At 47.8% G+C, this 19,333-nt stretch carries 15 protein-coding genes; 8 read left to right on the forward strand and 7 right to left on the reverse strand.

Annotation, left to right across the window (positions count from 1 at the left end; genetic code table 11):
- Positions 1–54: 54 nt before the first annotated feature.
- The 3 genes from NG795_RS25875 to bchH all read right to left on the reverse strand — a co-directional run bounded on the left by NG795_RS25875 (position 55) and on the right by bchH (position 5,058).
- The gene (locus tag NG795_RS25875; protein ID WP_367291485.1) at positions 55–438 is read right to left on the reverse strand and encodes a hypothetical protein; all 384 of its coding nucleotides are present in this window, start codon (positions 436–438) and stop codon (positions 55–57) included.
- Between the two features lie 80 nt (positions 439–518).
- The gene (locus NG795_RS25880) at positions 519–1,232 is read right to left on the reverse strand and encodes a response regulator (RefSeq protein ID WP_367291486.1); all 714 of its coding nucleotides are present in this window, start codon (positions 1,230–1,232) and stop codon (positions 519–521) included.
- A 103-nt stretch (positions 1,233–1,335) separates the two neighbouring features.
- Positions 1,336–5,058, reverse strand: a complete 3,723-nt coding sequence (bchH, locus tag NG795_RS25885) for a magnesium chelatase subunit H (RefSeq protein ID WP_367291487.1) — start codon at positions 5,056–5,058, stop codon at positions 1,336–1,338.
- Positions 5,059–5,159: 101 nt separating this feature from the next.
- On the opposite strand from bchH, the gene NG795_RS25890 reads away from it, so the two are divergent.
- From NG795_RS25890 to NG795_RS25905, 4 genes are all read left to right on the forward strand, one after another.
- Positions 5,160–5,744, forward strand: coding sequence for a Uma2 family endonuclease (locus NG795_RS25890; RefSeq protein ID WP_367291515.1), 585 nt, complete (start codon positions 5,160–5,162; stop codon positions 5,742–5,744).
- A gap of 228 nt (positions 5,745–5,972) precedes the next feature.
- Positions 5,973–7,325, forward strand: a complete 1,353-nt coding sequence (locus tag NG795_RS25895) for a hypothetical protein (RefSeq protein WP_367291488.1) — start codon at positions 5,973–5,975, stop codon at positions 7,323–7,325.
- A gap of 182 nt (positions 7,326–7,507) precedes the next feature.
- Complete coding sequence (locus tag NG795_RS25900; RefSeq protein WP_367291489.1) at positions 7,508–8,887, forward strand: aldehyde dehydrogenase; 1,380 nt, start codon at positions 7,508–7,510, stop codon at positions 8,885–8,887.
- A gap of 454 nt (positions 8,888–9,341) precedes the next feature.
- Positions 9,342–10,091: a sulfite exporter TauE/SafE family protein gene (locus NG795_RS25905; RefSeq protein WP_367291490.1), complete on the forward strand. Its 750-nt coding sequence runs from the start codon at positions 9,342–9,344 to the stop codon at positions 10,089–10,091.
- Here the strand turns inward: NG795_RS25905 and NG795_RS25910 are convergent.
- Positions 10,071–10,223, reverse strand: coding sequence for a hypothetical protein (locus NG795_RS25910; RefSeq protein WP_367291491.1), 153 nt, complete (start codon positions 10,221–10,223; stop codon positions 10,071–10,073). The genes NG795_RS25905 and NG795_RS25910 overlap by 21 nt on opposite strands.
- A gap of 159 nt (positions 10,224–10,382) precedes the next feature.
- Here NG795_RS25910 and NG795_RS25915 point away from each other — a divergent pair, with 159 nt between their 5' ends.
- Positions 10,383–11,123: a glutathione peroxidase gene (locus NG795_RS25915; RefSeq protein WP_367291492.1), complete on the forward strand. Its 741-nt coding sequence runs from the start codon at positions 10,383–10,385 to the stop codon at positions 11,121–11,123.
- A 166-nt stretch (positions 11,124–11,289) separates the two neighbouring features.
- Here NG795_RS25915 and NG795_RS25920 read toward each other — a convergent pair whose 3' ends face one another.
- Complete coding sequence (locus NG795_RS25920) at positions 11,290–13,314, reverse strand: mechanosensitive ion channel family protein (protein ID WP_367291493.1); 2,025 nt, start codon at positions 13,312–13,314, stop codon at positions 11,290–11,292.
- A gap of 231 nt (positions 13,315–13,545) precedes the next feature.
- On the opposite strand from NG795_RS25920, the gene ribD reads away from it, so the two are divergent.
- The 3 genes from ribD (at position 13,546) to NG795_RS25935 (ending at position 17,476) form a co-directional block, all read left to right on the forward strand.
- Positions 13,546–14,619, forward strand: coding sequence for a bifunctional diaminohydroxyphosphoribosylaminopyrimidine deaminase/5-amino-6-(5-phosphoribosylamino)uracil reductase RibD (gene ribD, locus NG795_RS25925; RefSeq protein WP_367291516.1), 1,074 nt, complete (start codon positions 13,546–13,548; stop codon positions 14,617–14,619).
- A gap of 240 nt (positions 14,620–14,859) precedes the next feature.
- Positions 14,860–15,585, forward strand: coding sequence for a hypothetical protein (locus tag NG795_RS25930; protein WP_367291494.1), 726 nt, complete (start codon positions 14,860–14,862; stop codon positions 15,583–15,585).
- Positions 15,586–16,075: 490 nt separating this feature from the next.
- Positions 16,076–17,476 (forward strand): CHAT domain-containing protein, encoded by a 1,401-nt coding sequence (locus tag NG795_RS25935; protein WP_367291495.1) that lies wholly within the window; start codon positions 16,076–16,078, stop codon positions 17,474–17,476.
- A 108-nt stretch (positions 17,477–17,584) separates the two neighbouring features.
- Here the strand turns inward: NG795_RS25935 and NG795_RS25940 are convergent, their stop codons facing one another.
- Positions 17,585–18,544, reverse strand: a complete 960-nt coding sequence (locus tag NG795_RS25940; RefSeq protein ID WP_367291496.1) for an Npun_F2552 family protein — start codon at positions 18,542–18,544, stop codon at positions 17,585–17,587.
- Positions 18,545–18,679: 135 nt separating this feature from the next.
- Positions 18,680–19,000: a hypothetical protein gene (locus NG795_RS25945; RefSeq protein WP_367291497.1), complete on the reverse strand. Its 321-nt coding sequence runs from the start codon at positions 18,998–19,000 to the stop codon at positions 18,680–18,682.
- Positions 19,001–19,333: the final 333 nt, after the last annotated feature.

A 19,333-nucleotide genomic window follows, 5' to 3' on the forward strand; every position in this document is an offset into this window, starting at 1 on the left:
CCCTGCCACTTGTGGTGAGCCTTCACTTATGGTTTCCTATCTCAGGGAGTAGGGTCAAAAATGAGCGAACCGTAAGTAATGAAATTCACTATCCGGTCCGCCTAGTCCTCCCCCAATGGCCTCAATTATTAAACAGGTATTTTCGGGATTTCGATAAATAATCTGATAGGAGGTTCCTTCTCGACATTCGCCGCGTTGGGGAATATCCGAGGGACAGAGGTTTATTTTAATTTGAGAAAGGGTAAATCCTTCGGGGATGTAGGTGGGAACAGCTACGGGAATATTCAGGGCAGCTAATGCCGCTTGGTATTCGGGAGAAAGAGGGATGGATTGGGACTGTAATGGGCGATCGGCGTGGAATAAACTGACGAGACTCACGAGGAAAATAAATCCTAGAGGTTGGTGAGTACGTCGGGTTTTAGTCACAGATTTTATCATGGATTTTGGGTAATTTTCAATAAAACCTGACTGAATTATAGCAGAATTTGGCTGGGGGTTTAGGGATGCGATCGCCTGGGTTAATTGCGATCGCCCACTAAAGCAGAAATGATGGTTTCAAAGAGTTCCGTGGGTTGCGTGGTACAACCATTTGCACCCAGTCGCTTCGCTTCCCTTTGATGTTCAGGGAGGATGGTGCGATCGTAGAGGATATAAGGCATATAATAGCCCGATCGCCGCAGTTCTTCCAGCAAAGTGTAACCGGCGCGATCGTCCGGGGGACGGTCAATATCCGAGATGACTGCATGATAGGGACTCGCTTTTATTTGGGCGATCGCCTCTTCGGTATTCCGAGAAAAACTGCATTGAACCCCTAAGACTTCTAAGGCTTTTTGCTCATAAGTATTTTCTTCCAAACAATCATCCACCCACAGCACCTTTTTAGTCAGCAATTCCTCAGAAATTTTGGGATCAGAAACGCGCTCGATCGCCTGAATAATTTTTCGAGATTCCTGATTTGCATCGGCATTTTCACCGTTATTTGAGGACTCTTGACTCGATTTCTTCTGTCCCGATGCTGCACCCAGCATGGCCGCTGATTCCAGTTGCCGGGTAAGACTCGCCTCCACTCCCGATGGCCCTGCTTTTAAGGTGAATTGACTGATGGTATTGATGAGTTTCTTTAAAGAGTCTCCAAAGTAAACTACGAAAAATACCGCAAAAGCAGGCCAGATTACGGCCTCGATTAGGGAGATAATTCCATTAAAAAATTCGGCAATTTTATCAGAATTCATGATTTATCTAAAACTCAATTAAATGTGAATGCCAATTTTTAGGCTTCTTTTATTATCAAAAAACCGGGAATAATCTGGTTTTATCCCCGATTAATCATTCATCTTAATCCATTCCCACGCCTTCGATTTCATCCTCAGTTATACTGTACAACGCTTGCAGTTTTTCTAGCTTCTCCGAGTCGGGATTCCAGAATCCTCGTCCGTGCGCTTCTAGCATTCTGCCGACAATATTGCGGAACGCTTCGGGATTAGCTTTTCGCAGTTTATCGGCCATTTCCGAGTCGAAAGCGTAGGTTTCTGATGCGCCATCATACACCCAGTTATCTTTAAAATCAACCGTCCCTCCCCATCCGATTAAGGCAGTCATCCGTTGGGAGATTTCATAAGCGCCACCCGACCCTTGGTTTGCCATTGATTCGGCCCATTTCGGGTTGAGTAGTTTGGTGCGATATTCTAAGCGTAACAGGTCTTCTAATTTGCGGGGGGTGGTATCTTTGGAGAAACTTTCGATGAAGCTGGCGGTGACTTTTTTGCCGCTTTGGGTTTCGGCGGCCCGTTTTAATCCGCCGGTGTTGGCATAATATTCCTGAATGTCCGTGAGTCCATATTCGACGGAATCGATTTCTTGGACAATGCGATCGCTAGTTTTAAGTAACTGTTGCAACACCTCCGGACGCGCTTGACCTTTGTCTTTTCGTCCGTAACTAAAGGCGTTTCGACTTTGCCAGGTTTGGGCTAATTCATCCCCAGATTCCCAATTACTTTCAATAACTTGGTCATTGACTAAAGACCCAAAATCTCCAGCAGGATTAGAAAATAAGCGGGCGGAAACATTCTCGATTCCCTGGGATTTTAAAGCTAAAGCGTGTTTACGGATAAAGTTTTGGTCTTCGGGTTCATCTGCTTCAGCAGCGCGTAAAAATAAATCATCCAGCAGTTCGATAATGTTGACGAAGCTATCGCGGAAAATGCCGGATAGATTGGCTAAAATATCGATGCGCGGATGTCCTACTTGGTCTAGGGGTTGGAGTTCATAGCGGACAATTCGTCCAGTTCCTTCTTTGATGGGTTCCGCCCCAACTAATTCTAACAAAATGGCTAACGATTCGCCCTTAGTTTTAATAATATCTAATCCCCATAACATGACGGCGACGGTTTCCGGATATTGCCCAGTTTCTTCCAGATGTTGGGCGATGATTTTTTGGGCAATTTCTCGCCCTCGACTATAGGCAGCAGGGGAGGGCATTCGATAGGGGTCTAAGGCATGAATATTCCGTCCCGTGGGTAAAACTCCCGGTCCATCGCGCAATAAATCCCCACCGGGTGCAGGGGGAATATATTCCCCATTTAATCCGCGCAGGAGATTGGTCATTTCGTCGGAAGTTTGCCTTAATAATTGGCAAATTTGCACCGCTTCATGGGGATTTTGGATGAGTTGAGAGAGGGATTCTGGACTGTTTCCGCTGGCGAGTTCCTCTACCAGTTTCTCTTCAAAGTCTTGGTCAAAATAGGCATCGAGATAAGACTTTAATGCGGCTGTATTGGGAGTCTCTCCCAGGGTATGCAGTCCGGACGAAAATAACCTTTGTTCGACGACTTGTAAATAGTCATAAATGGTGATAAAATAGGCGTTTAACACTTCAGCACTAAACATTCTTGCTGTTTCCGGGGTGAAGTCAATACCTAATTTTTTGGCTTCAGCAAAGGGACAGTCCATTTCCAGGCCAATATCGACAATTTTTTTGGCGATCGCCTCTCGCAATGCAGAATTTTTCCCCGTGTCTTCTCGATATTCCCCAATCAATTCCCGCAGCAATACCATCTCCTTGTACAATCCCGCCCGACCATAAGGGGGCACATTATGGGAAATTAAGACCCCATATCCTCGGCGCTTGGCTAATATCGATTCTGATGGATTATTTGCGGCATAAATATAGAGATTCGGTAGATTTCCCAAGAGAATATCCGGCCAAGAATATCCCGTATTCCCCAGGGGAGATCCAGGCAACCATTCCACGGTGCCATGCATTCCAAAATGTACCAATGCCTGGGCCTTAAAATCATGTTGCAGCCATTTGTAGAAGGCGGCATACTGAGGATGAGGAGTCATATCCCGTTCAAACATTAACCGCATTGGGTCCCCGGAAATGCCGAGAGGCGGTTGGACTCCAATCCAAATATTGCCCAACTGAATCCCCCCGATCGCATAGTCATTGCCGTAGGTTTTGATGCCGGTTTCCGTCAGAGATTTCCACTGCTTCTCAATCCGCCGGGTGAGGAGATATCCTAACCATTTATCCAGGGTTTTGACATTGACTTTAGTCGGAATAGTGCCTTGCGATCGCATTAATTTTGTCTCCATTGGTGACTCATCGGCCACCTTAACCCGTCGGATTAACTCTTCCCCATCCTCCGGTAAATCCCCAACGGTGTAACCGCTATCTTTGAGGGATTGGAGGAAATTAATGAGACTGCGGGGGACATTCAGTAAGGCAGCGGTTCCCGTTGCGCCATAACCCGGGGGAAATCCATATAAAATAATCGCAATTTTGCGGTCTGCTGGGGGTGTTCTTCGCAGTTCAATCCAGGATTTAATCCGTCCTGTCAACCGCTTAACTCGTTCGGGAATCAGATAAATCTCTTCCCCAACTAAACCACCAAGGGGAACGGTATCGATCGCCCCATCGAGTTCAGGCAAAGCATATAAAACAACACTTTGCAATCCGCCAATCCCTTGGCGAGTCCAGGAATGAATATCTTGAATTAATAACGGGGCTGCGATAAAATAAGGGAGATTTTTAGCCGCCAAAATACCTTTCGCTACTTCAATTTGCCGTCCCGCTTCCATTGAACCCGCCGGACCTCCGACTAAGGGAAATCCAATAGTAGAAACAATGGCATCCACTTCGACTGCTTCTGCCGATAAGGACCGAGTTGTGTTGTTTCCCTGCTGTCGTTGCTGGGTTTCATCAGCGGAAGTCATCCAATCTCGAACCGCAACATGACCCTCAACTCCATTAATAAAAATTGGCAGCGGAATTAATCCTGCTTGTTCAAATTGTCTAATTAATTGAGGAATATAAGCTTGCTGAGTAATAACGTGCTTGCGATAGAGGAGAATTCCCACAACGGGATAGTCTGAAGATGAATGTTGAGTGCGATACCAGTCTAAATATTGGCGGGGGGATTCAAAATAACCGGAATAATTGGGATGGAGTAATCCCATATTAGGAGTCTCTACCGGAGGCGGAATTTCCCCCACGGTTAATCCTAGATATTTTTCTGCTAACGTCCAACACATGGCGGCGACATTCTCTGCACCTCCCGCATTCCAATAGCCATAAATAATTAGCCAATTGCGGAGGTCCTGAACTTTTTGAACTGGGACATATTTAAGCAGTTTTGGTCCAGTTTTCAGAAAACTAATATATCCGGCGAGTTTATCTTCTTCTCTGCCACTAGAGAACTTACTCAGAATAAATTGCACAGGTTTCGGCATTCCTTTGGGTTTGTCCCCGATCGCAAATTTTCCTAACTGAGTTAAACTCATCAGTTCCAACGCCGACTCGAAAACCAACCGAATGGGAATTTGCCGAACTTTTTCCCGCAACCCGATGACGCAATCATAGTCAAAAATTAAGCTGGCAAAAAATACATCCGCCTCTTGAAGGGCGGTTGCGACCTCCTCGGGTTTGGCGGTGAGGTCTCTGTCACTAAAGACCCGAATATCTAACTCCGGACATCGTGAAATTGCCACCTGTGCTGCCTGCCGGTACAAGTCAGCGTTAAATGATTCAAATCCGGCAATTAAAACAATTCGTTTCATAAATTGAGTCGATTAATTTGACTGGTTTAATTGTAACGGAAGAATTAAAATTTGGGAAAGGCTATGGTAGAATAACAAGAGTCGTCAACTCCCTCACTCCTATGACCCTAGCTACAGCCAAACGCTTTACCATAGAAGAGTATCACCGTCTCATCGAACTGGGTTTTTTCCAGGAAGGCGATCGCACTGAGTTAATTCAAGGAGAAGCAATCCAGATGGTCTCGAAAGGAAAACCTCATGCCGTGTGTTGTAGTCTTTTAATTCGGGAACTTTTTAAGTTACTGGAAGACCGTGCTACCATCCGCTGTCAGGACCCGATTACCCTACCGAATCATAGCGAACCGGAACCCGATTTTACCCTGGTAAGAAACCGGGAGGATAACTACATTTCCCATCATCCGATGCCGGATGATATTTTGCTGGTGATTGAAATTGCCGATTCTTCCTTGGACTACGATCGCCAGGTGAAATTACCCTTGTATGCTGAAGCGGGAATTTCAGACTATTGGATTGTCAATTTATTGGAAAAGCAACTAGAAATTTATACGAATCCTTATCAAAAATTAACCGGAACCTTTGACTATCGGCAAAAACAAGTCAAGTTACCGAATGAAACGGTTTCTATTCCTGGGTTTGAGGAATTAATCCTGGACCTGAATCGAGTATTTCCAGCGATCGCCGTTTAAAAACTCTCCCCCTTCCTTTGCACTTGGGGCGTGAGAGGACCGATAAAATTTATGCCTATAGATAGATGTAATCACTGCCCAGATAAATCTATAACACCTAGAGATGGAGGTAGATATACGTCGAAAGGCATAAAAATTGCTGGGAGTGACCCGATCGCCTTGCGAGCGCGCTAAAACCAGACTAAAGAGCATCAATTGCCTCTATCCAGCTCCTTCTCCAATCAGGTTATGCAACTGCGAAGTCTGTCCCCATTTAATGGCATCTCCCCCGCCTGCCTGGGGGTATCCCTGCCCTCGATTATGCTGGCCCTGGTATCTGTAATGGTTGCCGGATGTGATCATAGCAACCTGTTCACGGCAACTGCTGCACCTTCGGCAGAGTCGATTTCCGAGTCGGCTAAGGAAAATCCCGACCCCGTTTCCCAGGCAATCGTTCAGGCAACGGCAGCGGCTAATTTAACCCAAAGTGCGAGGACATGGGAAGAGTGGGATAGAGTGGCACAGCATTGGAAAGAGGCGATCGCCCGCTTGGAAACGGTATCAAAGGAACATTATCACGGGGATTTTGCCCAACAACGAATCCCCGTCTATCAAAAAAACCTCACTTATGCCCGCCAGCAATTTGACCGATTAGACCCCCTGAAACCGGCCCTCATCAAAGGAGGACGCGCCTCACAACTCACCCGCCTTGCCGTTGATAAACGCGACTGGACCGAAGGCGTACAAGCTTGGAATGACGCAGTGGCGCAGTTGCAGATCATTCCCCCCACCTATCCCGAGTATTCCCTGGTCCAACAAAAACGGATTGAGTATGAGAGAAATCTCACCTTTTCTCAACAACAACTCTGGCAATTTCACCCCTTTTATCAGGGAATGGCTAAAGCCGAAGAAGCCAAACAACGGGCTGAAACCGCCTCAACGATGGAACAATGGGAGAGTGTGTCCCTCTTGTGGAAACAGGCGATCGCCCTGTTAGTGAGTATTTCCCCCGATGATGACAAGGCAATCTTAGCCGCCCCCAAAATCACAGAATATGAAAGTCATCTCACTGAGGTCCATCAGCAAATTGCCCAGATAGACCCCTATAATCGGGCAGTCGCCCAAGTAGAAAGCGCCAGAAATTTGGAAAAAACGGCGAATTCAATGGGGGAATGGGAAGCCGTGAGGGGGGAGTGGCAAAAGGCGATCGCTCATCTCAAAAGCGTCCCTCCCAGCCATGCTAAAAGTGCCGTGGCGGAACAACTCTTAGCCGAATCCCAGGTCAATCTGGCTGACGCCGGACAACAAGTCCGGCAAACCGACCCCTTTGAGCGCGCTGTTGCTACGGCAGCAACGGCCAGCCAACTCACAAAATCCGCCTTTTCCCTCTATGACTGGAATGCGATCGCCTCTCAATGGCAAGAGGCGATCGCACTCCTGCAATCCGTCCCTCCCACACATAGTAAACATCCCTTAGTCGCCAAAAAAATCACCGCCTATCAGACCGCTTTAAACCATGCCATTCAGCAGTCCCAGCAATGGTTACAGCCTTTTCCACCAACAGAAACTCCCAAGAATTCTCTGGCGAAAACCCCCTTGTAACAGTACCCAGAGGGGAAGCCCGGTTGTTTATCCCTGTCGTCAACTCCCGAGGATAACATCTTTTTATCAATCCGGAAATTAGCTTAAAGGTCGGCAACCCTCCCACAGCCACTAGAATAGATACAATAGAAGAGGGGCGACTGCCCTGGGTTCACCTCTACCATCAATTAAGGATATCCTTCATGCTGACCACATCCCGCATTCCTGACGTGATTGAGGCTCAACGCCAATTCTTTGCCACAGGTAAAACCAAAGACCTCGATTTTCGCATCGAACAACTGGAACGGCTAAAACAAGCCGTTATTGATAGCAAGGAACTCGTCATCAATGCCCTGAATAAAGACCTGAAAAAGTCAGAAGTTGAAGCCTATTTAACCGAAATTGGCGTCATTCGAGAAGTCAATTATGTCCTCAAACATCTTAAATCCTGGGCCAAACCTAAAACCGTCGCCCGTCCTATCGACCAATTCCCGAGTGTGGCGCGGATTTATCCCGATCCGTTAGGTGTGGTTTTGATTATTAGCCCTTGGAATTACCCCTTTCAGCTCACTATTTCTCCCTTACTTGGAGCAATTGCTGCCGGGAACTGTGTCACCTTAAAACCTTCCGAAATTTCTTCCCATACTTCGCGCCTGGTCGCTGACTTAATCCGCAAAACCTTCGACCCGAGTTATATTGCCGTAGTGGAAGGCGGGGTAGAGGCTTCCCAAGATTTATTATCTCAAAAATTTGACCATATCTTCTTTACCGGGGGGACTCAAATTGGCAAAATTGTCATGGAAGCGGCGGCAAAACATCTCACCCCCGTCACCCTAGAACTGGGCGGAAAAAGTCCTTGTATTGTCGAGGCAGATATTGACCTACCCACCGCTTGCAAGCGGATTGTTTGGGGCAAATTCATGAATGCCGGTCAAACTTGTATCGCCCCGGATTATCTCCTGGTCAATCGGCGGATTAAACGCGATTTGTTAGCCGGAATTGAACGCACGATTACTGAATTTTATGGTCAAAACCCCGCCAATAATCCGGACTATGGGCGGATTATTAATCATAAACAATTTGATCGCCTACAGGGGTTACTCCAAGAGGGAGAAATTCTGGTTGGGGGTCAGACGGATGCAGGCGATCGCTACATTGCGCCCACCGTCATCGACGGCATCTCCCTCACCTCCCCAATTATGCAAGAGGAAATCTTTGGGCCAATTCTGCCGGTTCTGGACTATGACAAACTAGACGAGGCGATCGCCCTCATCAACCAAAAACCCAAACCCCTCGCCCTCTATCTATTTTCCAACGATAAACAAAAGCAACAACAAGTCCTCAGAGAAACCTCTTCCGGTGGCGTTTGCCTCAACGATACCATCATGCATCTGGGGGTTTCTGAATTACCCTTTGGAGGCGTCGGGGAAAGTGGCATGGGAGCTTATCATGGCAAAGCCAGTTTTGATACCTTTTCTCATCGGAAAAGTGTATTAGAAAAGTCCTTCCACTTTGATTTAGATTTCCGCTACCCCCCTTATAAAAATAAGTTGGACTTTATCAAACGGTTCATCGGAGGATAAATAAATCCGATCTTAAGTTCGTAGTAACGACTTCAGTCGTTCTCTTAAGTTCGTAGTAACGACTTCAGTCGTTCTCTTATGTTCATAGTTTGGAGGGCCAACCCTAAAAGTAGGGAAACTTCCCTTTCCACAGGGATCAAGCCAAAAGAGGTCCCTCCCTATCTGTCACATTGAAGCCTAAATGTAGAGGCGATTCGCGAATCGCCCCTACATTTAGGGCTGACTCGGAAACTCGGATCCCCCTCCCATCCCCCTTAAGAAGGGGAAGCCAGAGGAATAAATGTTTTAGTCACGGGGGCTTCAGAGATGTATGCAAGAGGTCTATTCAACTGCCTTTCTTCCCAGACGGCGTGACTTCCCTCCAAAACCGACTCCTTTTGGGAAACTTCCGAGGTTAAAATTCGGTTAAAGATGGGAGAATAAGACATAAAGAACTTTAACAGCCGTTCCATTCGTGTCCATACTCCTTGTTTGGTTAACCTTAGCTAGTTTCCTGTCCTGGTTTACCAGTACCTTAGCAGCCGCAGGCAGTCCGCTTCTTTTAATTCCACTGGTTAACCTTTTGCTGGGGTCTGGCGCAGTGGCACCCGTGATTACCATTGGGATGTTGCTGGGAAACTCGCAACGGATCGTTTTATTTTGGAAGGATATCAACTGGAAAATTACTTTCTGGTACCTACCCGGGGCGATTTTAGGGGCGATTTTAGGTGCGTATTTGTTTACCCAAATGAACCTAGAATGGCTGCAACTTGTGATCGGCTTGTTCTTGATTTTGAGCGTAGTCGGTTTTGGGCTGAAAAAACAAGAAAGTAGTTTCCGCATTGCAACCTGGTATTTTTTACCTGCCGGATTTCTGTATTCCTTTATTTCTGGACTGATCGGTAGTAGCGGTCCCCTGTTAAATCCCCTTTACCTCAAATATGGATTAGTCAAAGAAGAAATGATTGCCACTAAAGCCGCTAATGTGGTGGTGATTCATATTGTCAAGATTGTGATTTATTTGGCCTTTGGTGCGATGACACCGCAGTACCTGGGATATGGATTGGCGATCGGACTCGCTGCGGCCCCCGGGAACCTCCTGGGTCGCTATGTGCTTCGCAGCATGAGTAACCAGCACTTTCGTCAGCTTGCACTGGCAACAATGGCAATTACAGGTATCTTAATGCTCTGGCAACAGCGCGACTTATTGCAATTTATTCACTAAGACGCTTTTACCTCCAATGTGGATTTTTGTCAAGGAGCGTGAGACATAATGCGATCGCCTTCCGCCACCGATCGCCCCTACCCTTCCCCAATACTTGAACCGTCGCGGAGATTCGCTACAATAGTGAAGCATCAAATCCCCAGCTTTCTTTTCCACCCTTACAGAAATGAAAGCGACTCACCGTTGCCTGGGGTTTTATCAACTCTAGCCCAAAAAACGAGGGATTTTGTTGTCTGAATTAACTCTAAATTCGGCCATCCATTACTAAATCACCAACTCGGAGAATCTATCGTGTTACAAAATCGTGAAGGGCAAACCGTTCCGGACGTTACCTTAAAAAGTCGTCAAAATGGAGAATGGGTAACGCTCACCACCAATGAGCTATTTGCTGGAAAAACCGTAATCGTCTTTTCCCTACCGGGCGCATTTACCCCCACTTGTTCCTCCACTCACGTTCCGGGCTACAATGAATTAGCGGCGACTTTTAAAGCCAATGGCGTTGATGATATTATCTGCGTTTCCGTCAATGACCCATTTGTGATGAATGAATGGAAAAAAGAACAAAAAGCCGATAATATCACCTTCATTCCCGATGGGAATGGCGAATTCACAGAACAAATGGGAATGCTCGTCAACAAAGAAGACCTGGGATTTGGCAAGCGTTCCTGGCGCTACTCGATGTTAGTTAAAAATAAAACCATCGAAAAAATGTTTATCGAACCCGAGGTTGCGGGCGACCCCTTTGAAGTCTCCGATGCCGAGACGATGCTCAAGTATATCAACCCGGAAGCGAAAAAACCGGAATGTGTTTCTCTGTTGACAAAAGAAGGTTGTCCCTATTGTGCTCGCGCTAAAGCGGCGCTTAAAGAACATGGGTTTGAGTATGAAGAAATTGTCTTAAAGGACAATATCACCACCCGTTCTTTACGCGCTATTTCTGGAGCAACGACTGTTCCCCAAGTGTACATCAATGGTAAGCATATTGGAGGGTCGGATGACCTGATTCAATACTTAAATCAACAGCGTAAGTAAGCCCGGTTATCCTAAATTGGGTTGATATTAGGGCTGAAAAATCCCCCACCTGTTCAAGGTGGGGGATTTGTGTAGATAGGGCGGTTCACACCGTTATGAGGTACCTCATAGGCGTCGGTTTTTGCAAACCGTCTAGGGTACCGAGACCCTCGAAACCAATTCTGGATTAGGATGAAGTATGATCAGAATTTCCCATCAGGATCTTAGGAGAGCGATCGCCATTGCCATTACGCGCCTGTTTCAACAGTTCCAATGAACTCTGAAACACCACGGATTGTTGCGGTACACCGATCGCAATTCCATGTTGATCCAACCGCATCTTCATCCGGCGGCGAAACTCTCGCCCCACACTCCAATGTTGCAGGGGTTTAGTTTTAATCCAAATCCGAATTAAAACTCCCGTGTAATCAATCTGGTCAATTCCCAACACTTCCGGGGGATCAACCATTTTTTCCTGCCATTCGGGTTCGCTATAAATCTCTAGGGATAATTGTTGTAGCACTTCTAACACATGGTCTACATTATTCTGATAAGCGACCGTGATCGTGAGATCCACTCTTGCCCATTCTTTGGAGAGATTGCGGACAATGGATATTGCACTATTGGGAATCGTAATTAACTGTCCTTCCCCATTGCGAAGTTGGGTAATGCGGAGATTCATATTTTCCACGAGTCCGCCTACATTGTCTACCAGAATCACATCCCCGATCGCATATTGGTCTTCAAACAAAATCAAAAAGCCATTAATCGTATCTTTAATTAAACTTTGAGAGGCCAAGGAAATCCCCAAACCAATAATCCCAGCCCCGGCGAGAATCGGCGCAATATCGAGGCCAATCACGGATAAAGTCATGAGAATGCCGATACTAATGCAAACGGCGGCCGTCAGACTTTTAAACACGCCGGAAAAGGTAGAAAACCGCAAAGCCAACCGTCGGGACGCATTCAAGTCTACTAATTTACCATCTTGCAAGACGCTAAAGAACCGATCAATGGCGATCGCACTCAGGCGCACCCCCACATAAGTGCTCAACACCACCCCCAGCAACCGTAAAGGAACAGGAAGTAAAGACAAAATCAGAACTTGGATGCCTCGACTCATGGGAAACAAGCCCAAAATGCTGTAGGTTCCGCCTCCCCAGATGACGACTTGCCCAAATTGTGCCAAGCGTTGCTGAATATCGTTGAGATTGAGCTGTTGCTGCTGCTTCATCTTGTACTGCAACTCCCGCATGGATTCGGTTTGTTGCTGCACTTCAAGGGATTCAGATTCGGCGACGGGAACCGACTCCTCTGAATGCTGGACTTCCCGGGGAGGGACTGGGGGTCTCTCCTGGGGGAGGGGATAAGGAGTGGCGTGGATTTGCTCCCGTTTCCGTTTAAATTGTTGCTGATAGTAAAACAGGATCAAACTTGATAGCACCATCGCCAAACCGATAGAGACGGACCAGACGACCTGTTGTTTGAGATAGTCCGGTTGACGTTCTAACAACGCTCGCAACAGTCCCTGGCGAATCTGTTGTTGCCAGCGATCGGCCACCATTTCCAACGGCATTCCTAAGCGTTCGGCATCTACAGCGGTTACGGTTAGCAGTCGAATTTGTTGGGTTTCCCGACGCCCCCACCGGGCATAAATGACGGGTAAACCGCCCAGGGGATTGTTGTAAATTTGCAGATTTTGATTGATGAAGGTGGTAATCTCGGCGGATGAATAGGTTCCATCCGGGTTCTGAGTCGGAGGATTCTGCTCTAGTTCGGTTTGAATTGCTTCGAGCAACTGCTGGAGTTGCCGTTCGATCGCCTCTACCCGCGACCCCTCGGCTAGTTCGATGGGAGCCACGGGAAATAGGGTCCTGCCATCGAGGCGGACGGGACGATTCAAATATGGAGAAAACCAGTCTTCCGATAGCCAATTGTTCCGAAATAAAGATAATTGGCTTACGGTGGTAGAAGAGTTAGGCGATGATTCTGCCGCCGAGTCAAGGGGTTTGGATTCGGTGGAAGCCTTGGGGTTAGATTGTTGCGGTGGAAACTGGGCGATCGCCCCTGGGACAGGGTTGGCTTGGAGACTCAACACCTGAAGCGCTGCGATCGCCATCCATTGCCCAATCCGTTTAGCCATCTTTCCACCGACTCGGGGCGATCGCCCGGTCCTAGCTGGTTTTATATCTTGACGGTTTTGACTGTCCATGATAGATTAATCAGCTTTTAACTTTACAAAACTTAACCTTGCTTCGACTAGATTATACTGCGTGGCTGTTGGAACGTCAGTCTTTTCGATACACTCAGGGTTAAGCTTCATTAGTGACAGCAGTTCAAGGAACATTTGCCCGTGACCCCTCAAGTGCCAGGACTCCCGAATCCAGACTTCACCCCCTCAAACCCCAGTGGCGAGAGTGAGTTTAGCGACTTTGATCGCTCAATGATGCGTCGCTGTATTGAGTTGGCTCAACTTGCATTAGGAAAGACTGCACCGAATCCCTTAGTAGGTTCCGTGATTGTGAAAGAAGGCCAGATCATCTCAGAAGGCTTTCATCCCGGTGCGGGACAGCCTCATGCAGAAGTCTTTGCTCTGCAAGGAGCCGGGGAACAGGCACAAGGTGCCACAGTCTATGTCAACCTAGAACCTTGCAATCATTATGGACGCACCCCCCCTTGTTCCGAAGCCTTGATTGCGGCGAGAGTCGCCAAGGTGGTCGTCGGGATGGTCGATGCTGATCCCCGGGTGTCCGGTGGAGGGATCGATCGCCTGCGATCGGCAGGAATCGAAGTGGTGGTAGGGGTCGAAGAAGAAGCCTGTCGCCAGCTGAATGAAGCCTTTCTCCATCGGGTCATCTACCATCGTCCCTTTGGAATTTTAAAATATGCCATGACCCTCGATGGCAAAATTGCCACTACCACGGGTCACAGCACCTGGATCACCAGTACCGAAGCGCGTCATGAAGTGCATACCCTGCGTGCAGTGTGTGATGCGGTCATCATCGGTGGAAATACGGTGCGTCAGGACAATCCGCAGCTCACCAGTCACCATATCGGCACTCAGAACCCCTTACGAGTGGTGATGACTCGCACCCTGGATTTGCCCGAGTCGGCCCATCTGTGGGAGGTTTCCGAGGCAGGGACCCTGGTGCTGACTCAGAAGGGAGCAAATCCGGATATGCAGCAGTGGCTTTTGAATAAAGGCGTTGAAGTGATAGAGCTTGATCCCTTAACTCCGGCGATCGCGATGGAGTACCTCTATCAGCGGGAGTTTCTCTCAGTTCTGTGGGAATGTGGTGGACTGTTGGCAGCGCGGGCGATCGCAGATGGCGCAGTCCAAAAAATTCTCGCGTTTATTGCTCCCAAAATTGTCGGGGGTCAGTCGGCCCCCTCGCCAGTCGGAAATTTGGGCTTAACTCAGATGGGTGATGCCTTAACCTTAGACCGGGTAAAATGGCGGACGATCGGAACAGACTGTTTAGTTGAAGGGTATTTAAAACTGAAGGAATCAGGATGAAGTCTAAACGATGAAGTTTTAAGGGACAACTCCAGAGCCATAACCGGGTTCTTTGATAGCCTAGGGTGGGAAAAAAGCCCACCCTAATCCTGTACCGTCCTGGGTGAGTCAGGCTCAAGGGTGAGAGTAATTCAGGTGGGCAGTGCCCACCCTACAATGACTTCATCCTTCATCCTTCATCCTTCATCCTTCATTCTTCATCCTTCATTCTTTATCTCACGCCCTTGAATTAGGAAAAATATGCAAGTCATTGTGTTGTGGAGCGTATTTGTGGGAAGTCTCGGCATTGAGGCAGTGGTTGCCGGGGGATGGTTGCGCTGGCGGCAACTGCTTTTGCGGCAACAAGATCAGGAGGAGGAAGAACTTGTGACGGATCATCAAAATCATCGAAATTTAACAAAAGTCGAACACCCACCCACTTCCTTGCCTCTCAATGGCGGCAAGAGTGCAGAACAATTTACAGTCCCGCCTAAACCCGAGGAAGTGACTGCGGTGATTGCTGCCTTGCGGCCCCCCTTGCCCGAGGCGAATGTCGGGTCATCTCGGGATTCCCAGATTGGGGAGTGGGAGTATAAAATCGTGCGGGCGAGTTTCGATCTGTTTCGCGATCCCCAAATTTTCCAGGGATTGTGTGAGGAAGAACTACAGGCGGGTTGGACACTTTTGGAAAAGCTGGACGATCGCCGGGTACGCTTCAAGCGGGCGATCGCATGGCGGACGATGCTCAACCAGGAGGGGATCAATTTCGACCCCTATCGCTCTCATTATGGACCCGCTACGGGATGGCTGAATGTGGTGGGTGCGATCGCTGCTGTGACTTCGATGGTTTTACCTGCTTACTTAGGGTATGTTTTGGTCGCCAATACCCTTTCTGCAAAACCCTTGTCCCCTGCTGTGCCGACCCCCAATCCCACGGTTGCTCCCATTTTCGAGCCATCCTCTCCGGAACCCCCACTGATCCCCTAGGGCCAATCCCCCCATTAAAATCTCTCTATATATTGCTGGGTTTGATTGTTCGACAAATTTGTAGTCTGGGTTAGATCCCTTCGTTATGGCTAAAATCCATAATTTTAGGGACCTAATCCACTGGACTCATTCAATTGATTAAGATTCCTAATACTCCATCGAGTTTTTAAACCGGGTTTTTCTCTGCACAGAAGCCCTGAAACATCTGCTCTCCCGGTGGCTGAACCCGACAAATCTCTCGGTTTGTGCAAACCTACAAATACCGGATTTGGTCTCATCAGCAATCCTCAATTCTTCGGAGTTCCCCACCCCGCTCTCCCGAACTCGGTGAAAACGCAACAAAACGCAACAAAAAACCGCCTAAAAAGCCTAAAAACAAGCTATTCATAACGGGTGGAATCGAGTATGATTGAAGCGATCGCCTAAAAATAACGCGGCGTTTCCGGACGGTCAAGGCGATCGCATTGAATGCTGAATTTAGGGGTCAAGCATGAACGTTTTTGCGAATGAGGGACAACCGGATATTTACCGAGGCTTTGAACGAATTTTAGTGATTCAACGCAGAACTGAATCTGCCTTAGAAGTCGCAGAACAAGGACGAGCCAAAGCGGTTGAGCATCTATTAGCCTCCCGATTAGGACCAGAGGGTAAGTGCCACGGCTCCGTAAAACCCCCGAGTCTTTATAAAATTAAACAAATCGCTAAAGCTCAAAATTCGACTTTAGTTTATTATTCCCTGATTTATGATTATCAACAATTTTATGAAATGTCCCGGTTGCAAATCGGGCTAAATACCCTCTATGCTTATGCCACGGAACTCTTTATTTGGGTGATTTCGCCCGGGGGAAAAGTTAGCTTTCGTCAAGTAGACCTGCAATCGTTATGGTACCAAGATAATACCTCCCTAGCGGGGACGGTTCGCAGCGTCCGGGAATTAATTAATGTCGGCTATAGCGATCGCGAACGGTTGCTTTGTCGTCAGCAACTCCAGTTGCTCTATCAAATCCTCCTAGAACCCATCGCCGATTTATTGCCCAAGGACCCCCAAAAACGGGTGACCATTATTCCCCAAGATTTCTTATTTCTGGTTCCCTTTGCGGCATTAATCGATTCCAACGGTCAATATCCCATTGAAAAGCATACCCTGCTCACCGCCCCCTCCATTCAAGCCTTGGGGGTCACTCATTCCCAGCGAAAACCCATCCTTGAACGGGAACTCGCCCTTCAGACTGTCGGCAGTCATAGCAGCCTTTATTGCTGTCCTACCCTGGAATCTCCTCAAGAATGCCTTGTCGTCGGAAACCCCACCATGCCCAGCATTTGTTTGGAATTTGGGGAACCTCCGGTGCAATTGCTACAAATTCCGGGGACTCAACTGGAAGCCGAGGCGATCGCCCAGGTTCTGAAAACTCAACCGATTACAGGCGATCGCGCCACCAAATCCGCGATCCTCCAAAAAATGCGTTCTGCCGATATCATTCATCTGGCTACCCATGTGTTTCTCGATGATATCGAAGGATTGCAATCGGCGATCGCCTTGGCACCGAGTCCCAACACTCATGGACTCCTAACCATTAATGACATCCTCCACTTAAATCTCCAAGCTCAACTCGTCGTTTTGAGTGGCTGTGATACCGGCAGAGGTCGCATTTGGGGAGATGGGGTCGTAGAATTATCTCAAGCTTTTATCACCGCTGGAGTCCCCAGCTTACTGATGTCTCTGTGGTTGCCACCCACCACCGCCAACCTAGATTTTATGAATGAATTTTATCACCAATTCCAGCAAACCTGTGATAAAGCTCAATCCCTCAGAACCGCCATGTTAACCACAATGGAACAGTATCCCAACCCCCGAGACTGGGCGGCATTTACCTTAATTGGAGAAGCCTAAATTTGCCGGGGTCAGTAACAGTTAGAAACCCGATTTCCTAGGGTTTCAATAACGCTTAAAAACCGGGTTTCTAATCCTGTCATCTCATCCTAACCCGACGCCTTACGGCTACCGATTCCCATACAATTTTATCGGTTCCTTAATAAACCGAATGTACAAATGGCGGAACGTAGACTTGAGAACCCGAGGCATTCCAAAATCAATGGGAACTAGGGCATCTGGCAGCTTCCAATCCTCAATTTTGAGGTCCACAGGTTTCAATAAAGGAAACTGGATCTCTGCGAGTTCCGGACAGACACCCAATCGTAAAGATGCCGCAGCAGTGGGGACGAGTTCCGGTGGGACGTTCAGCACCTCTAACAGGGCGCGATCGCAAGCAAACACATTCTCCGACGCCGCCAACAGGCCCAGCAGCCGAGGTTCTCCCCCACTCGGACCATTCCCTTCATGGCCAATAATTCCATCAACAATCGTTAAATTTGGAGAAATTGCCCGCGCCGTTTCCACCAACATTTCTCCAAAACGATTCACATCCTTTCCCGCTTCCAGATGCCACCAGGCTTTCATCTTTCCTGGAACACAGCCAAATAAATTTTTAACCCCCATCGTCATCGTCAATTGAACATGGGATTTTACCTTCGGTAAATTAATCACCACATCCGCTTCCATTGCCTCCTTAGACAATCGTAACTGATTAAATTCCGTGGCATTCGTGGGGTATCGCTTGCCATGAAATTCCACAATCGGCAAACTTAATCGTTCCACAATCTCCTGATATCCATTGGCAAACGCCACCCCCCGCGCACTTCCAAAAGCAGGACTATCTCCTAAAAAAGGTTTTCCTCCCACCTCCATCACCATTTCCGCCACACAGGAAACAATTTCGGGTCGAGTGACACATTCTTTCGTCGGACGGGCCCCCGTGAGCAAATTGGGTTTCAGCAGCACGCGATCGCCCGGTTTGACAATGGCAGCCATTCCCCCCAAAGGCGCTAAGACAGTCTCTATAGACGCTCTGAGAACAGCTTTTTCGTAAGAGTTGGCGCGCATTAAACTAACGATTGTCATGAGATCAACTAAGCTAATTTTTTTAAAAAAGAGTCAACCCACACCGGGAAGGGGTAAACATTTTAGAGTGATGAATCCCCTCCCTGCCATGACCCAGACCCCAATCAAAAATTCCCTGAATCTTTGATTGAAAATTCAACCACTCTGTGGTAAACGTCCCGTAGCCCCACGCTGCATCGTCGTCACTCGTTCTCCATTATTGATAACGCCGGGACCTTGCATTTCTGGAACAGGTGGATTAATTTCTACCTTAATCACCTTAGCCGTTGACACCATAATCGTGTTATCCATCAGATGAAAGGTGATCCAGGGTTGGGCTAACAACTGGGGTAACTGCTGCTGGAATTGGGGTCCGGGAACCGGAACCTTAAATGAGTCCGTATGACCGTTTTCATAATAAAACGTCACCTCTGTACTCGATTGAGCTTGCATTGTGGCAAATGAACCTCTCGCCATAATTGCACTCCATATTGACAATTTTGTGAATTTCGGTGGTATGCCACCACCTCTACTTAATTTAACAGGTCGCCTGTCCAGGACGAAACAGCCATCCAAGGAAGGAGGTTCACAGTTGAACACCTCCCCAGTACCGCTGAAGTCCTTTCCGATGTTCGTAGTAACCACTTCAGTCGTTTCCGGATTCCCCAAAACCCAAGGGAGTTCTTCTCCCAGTTCGTAGTAACGACTTCAGTCGTTTCCGGATTCCCCAGAACCCAAGGGAGTTCTTCTCCCAGTTCGTAGTAACGACTTCAGTCGTTTCCGGATTCCCCAGAACCCAAGGGAGTTCTT

Origin of the sequence: Laspinema palackyanum D2c, from assembly GCF_025370875.1 — a bacterium.
Lineage (GTDB): Bacteria > Cyanobacteriota > Cyanobacteriia > Cyanobacteriales > Laspinemataceae > Laspinema > Laspinema palackyanum.